Origin of the sequence: Streptomyces sp. NPDC058470 (assembly GCF_042721055.1) — a bacterium.
Lineage (GTDB): Bacteria > Actinomycetota > Actinomycetes > Streptomycetales > Streptomycetaceae > Streptomyces.
Genome location: NZ_JBHXMF010000135.1, coordinates 1 through 3,278, shown reverse-complemented (window position 1 = coordinate 3,278; position 3,278 = coordinate 1). Strand labels below are relative to the sequence as shown.

Below are 3,278 nucleotides of genomic sequence, written 5' to 3'. Positions count from 1 at the left end.
CCCCGGGCCCCACCGAAGTCCTCGACGTCTCACCGCCAACCATGCACGAGCTCGTAAGGGCTGTCCCGTAAATGATCTCCGAACTGCCTCGGGCGTGCTCGGCCGTCGTGCGGGCCGCTCGTCTATCCGGCGAGGGCGAGGTTGAGCATCCGGGCGATGACGACCATGGCGTGGTGGACTCCGTCGCCTTTGAGGCGGCAGTCGCGGAGTATCTTCCAGGTCTTCATGCGCGCGAAGACGTGCTCGACGCGGGCGCGGACCTGCTTGTGGGACGTGTTGTGCGCTTCCTTCCAGTCCGGAAGGTCTCGCCCTTGCGCCGGCGGTGTGGCATGACGAGCCCGGTGCCGGGATAGCCGCCGTCGGCGATCGTCATGGTCTTGCCGACGGCTGCTTTGGCGCCGGATTCCTCCCATGACTTGCAGTCGTTGCGGTTGCCGGGCAGGGGCCGGCCGACCACGACGACGGGGCGGGTGTCGGCGTCGATGACGACCTGGTGGTTGGTCGAGTACCGGTAATTCTTCGACTGCTTGGCCACCGTGTGGTCGCGGGTGGGGACCAGGGTGCCGTCCACGATGAGCACGGTGTCCCTGGCGAACCGCTTGCGCGGCTGGAGCGCGAGCATCGGTCCCAGGTGGTCGATGATGCCGTCCGCTGCCGAGTTGGACACCCCGAAGAGCGGTGCGAGCTGGCGCATCGTCAAGTTCGTGCGCCAGTACGCCGCGACCAGCAGAGCCCGGTCCTCCAGCGGGAGGCTCCACGGCCGACCCTTGCGGACCGCATCCGCACCCTCGCGCCGCAGTACGGATCGAGCCTGATGTCGCAGTGCGTGGCCGTGGTGGGCGCGTCGGCGGACATGCCGCGCAACCGCTCCAGGGCCTCAACGAGCTGCTTGTCGTGCTGCAGCATGGCCCAGGCCTCCACCTCACCGCCGCTGCAGTTCGCGTAGTCCTCGGCTGAGAGCGCGTAGAAAGCGGTCAGGGCCTTGCCGTCGATGAACTCCTCGATGTCCACCTGGATCTTGGGCAGTTGATGGACCTCTCCGAGGACACGGCCGATCCGGTGAGCGAGTTCGACGGTGAACTCGTCACCGGCAAGCAGGTCCGACGCGGTACGTGACTCGGGCAGGTGGTCGAACACCAGCAGGGACTGCTCGCGCTCGGCTCCGTGGAAGCGGACCGTCCTCGCCTCCTGCTGCGGATGAGCCGCGATGACCTCCTGAAACGCCAGAATGCGGCTCATCCGGGCCGCCACCTGTTGCCGGTCACCACGCAACTGCTTCACAAAGAGATCGCTGGAGTCGGAAGTCGGCACCCGCCAGTTGTCGTTACGTCCCGCATATCCCTGCATCTCCTCGACCAGAGGAGATTCGCCGCTCAGCGCAGCGACGGCTCGCAGGAACTCGTCCGGGCGGTCCAACGGGGCCGGCGGCACGACACGGCCGCTTGTGCGTGCCGCGGAGGCTGTCTGCTCTGTCGCATTCATGGCGGCACTCTATGAACGCCTCAACCGCCCCTGGCATAACAGGAATTGGCCATCGCCTCGACAAGTGACAGCTACTGGCAAAAATCTGCTAAGGCATCCCTGTCACTGTGCACGAGGTCCCGAAGCGTCCCGGCAAACACTCGTCATACTCAGCCGCCGCATTCGAATGATGTGGTGGTTCCAGCTCGGGGCGATCCCCGGCAGACACATCGAAGCCCGCAACAACGATCGGGAAGCAGGTACAGGACGGTGAACGAACTGCTCGCCGGCTACGCCAACTACGCCTCCACCGAGGCGATCCTCGAGGAGCAGCTCACCGCCGCTGCGGAAGCCGGGCCCGACAGCTCGCTGTCCCTGTCGCTGTCCGTCTCGCTGTCGGTCACGTACAGCTGGAGCTGGACCTGGTAACGACTCGCATCGGCACATTGCCGGCGGGCTAGTCGCAGCGCTCGCTGTGACGTCGTACGGCGGTGCCCGGTCCTCTTCTACTGGGGCCGGGCACCGCCGCTTTCGCCGTAGGAACCGCACCTGCCCGGGGATCCGCTGAACGGACGTCAGCTCACAGGTATAGCGTGCTCGATGAGTGCCACCGTCGCCCGCGGATCAGGGACCTGAACGACAAGGCGGGTGTACCGTTCGTCGGCCAGCTCGATGATCACCGCGTTGGCCGGATCATGGACATCCCAGAAGACCCGCTCGCCGTCGATGTGGAAGGTACCGGCGGTGATGACGCCAGGGAGACGGGTGCCAGGGGAACGGAAGCCCTTCGGATCCTTGATGATCCCCGGGTCGGAGGTCGCGCCGCGAATATTGCCCAGCGGGATGGCCAGTCGGCTCTTGAGCGCCCAGAGCTTGTCGAGTCCCTCGATCTCGACGATCAATCTGTCCCCGTCGATGCTGACCTTCGCCATGTCGGCTCCTTGGAAGTGGATATTTCAATGCCGGTTGAGTCAATGCCTGCCGAGGCGCTGCGCCAGGGCGTCGCCGGCTTGGTTGATATCCGCGCTCGCCGCGCCGGACCTGGCCCGCATGCGGAGCCCGAGAATCACGGCAGTGAGCCCCATGGCCAGGGCGGCGGCTCCGCTGGCGTCATCCGACCTGGCCGAGGCGCCGGCAGCCCGGTCCAACGCAGTGAACGCCTCGTCGACGATGCCAGCCACCTCGGTGTCCACCGGAGCGCGTTCGACCGCGGCCAACAGGAGCAGGTCAAGGCCCACTCCCGTGGTCGGAACGGCGAGGGCCTCGCGCAATCCCCGCACAGGGCCGGCGGCCTCGGCGACACGGTCGATCACGGAGGCGACGTCGTGCGTGAGGGACCACCTCAGTGCGGCCAGGTATAGCCCGCGCTTACTGCCGAACGTCTTGTACAGACTGTTGCGGTGCACGCCGAGGTGAGCGACTAGATCATCGACGGAGGTGCCGTCGTAGGCCCGGTTGGCGAACAGCTCCACCGCCGACCGAACCACTTCCGCCTCATCGAATCCCCTTGGGCGACCCATGAGGCGAGCATAGGCATTTAAGGAACGTTCAGTCAAGAACGGTCATTCCTGAATTCGCGCCCCGCACCACGAGAACGAGATCGCCCAGGCCAAGGCCTACGGCTGCGACTTCGCGCAGTAACTGGGTGCATGACGCCTGGGTGACCATGGCCGGCGGCAAGATTTCCACGGCGCTTGGCGACAGCGTGCTGGTGAGCGAGATGGTCAAGGCGTGGCGGCCCATCGTGCTGCGGTACTGCCTGGGCACCCCGCACTACCGCTCGATGATCGAGTACAGCGAAGAGGCCCTGCGCGAGG

At 66.1% G+C, this 3,278-nt stretch carries 4 protein-coding genes and 2 pseudogenes; 2 read left to right on the top strand and 4 right to left on the bottom strand.

Features of this window, described 5'->3' with window-relative positions; translation table 11 throughout:
* Window positions 1–122: 122 nt before the first annotated feature.
* A pseudogene (locus tag ACFWP7_RS42455) lies at window positions 123–700 on the bottom strand (transposase).
* Window positions 697–1,482 (bottom strand): hypothetical protein, encoded by a 786-nt coding sequence (locus tag ACFWP7_RS42450; protein WP_384393968.1) that lies wholly within the window; start codon window positions 1,480–1,482, stop codon window positions 697–699. The pseudogene ACFWP7_RS42455 and the gene ACFWP7_RS42450 overlap by 4 nt, the downstream one beginning before the upstream one ends.
* A gap of 249 nt (window positions 1,483–1,731) precedes the next feature.
* Here ACFWP7_RS42450 and ACFWP7_RS42445 point away from each other — a divergent pair, with 249 nt between their 5' ends.
* On the top strand, window positions 1,732–1,890 hold the full coding sequence (locus ACFWP7_RS42445) for a hypothetical protein (RefSeq protein WP_384393965.1): 159 nt from the start codon (window positions 1,732–1,734) through the stop codon (window positions 1,888–1,890).
* 146 nt (window positions 1,891–2,036) lie between these two features.
* On the opposite strand, the gene ACFWP7_RS42440 is transcribed toward ACFWP7_RS42445, so the two are convergent.
* Window positions 2,037–2,393: a hypothetical protein gene (locus ACFWP7_RS42440; protein ID WP_384393962.1), complete on the bottom strand. Its 357-nt coding sequence runs from the start codon at window positions 2,391–2,393 to the stop codon at window positions 2,037–2,039.
* 39 nt (window positions 2,394–2,432) lie between these two features.
* Complete coding sequence (locus ACFWP7_RS42435; RefSeq protein WP_384393960.1) at window positions 2,433–2,981, bottom strand: TetR/AcrR family transcriptional regulator; 549 nt, start codon at window positions 2,979–2,981, stop codon at window positions 2,433–2,435.
* Window positions 2,982–3,042: 61 nt separating this feature from the next.
* On the opposite strand from ACFWP7_RS42435, the pseudogene ACFWP7_RS42430 reads away from it, so the two are divergent.
* Window positions 3,043–3,278, top strand: a pseudogene (locus ACFWP7_RS42430) (cysteine--tRNA ligase); the annotation flags it as partial.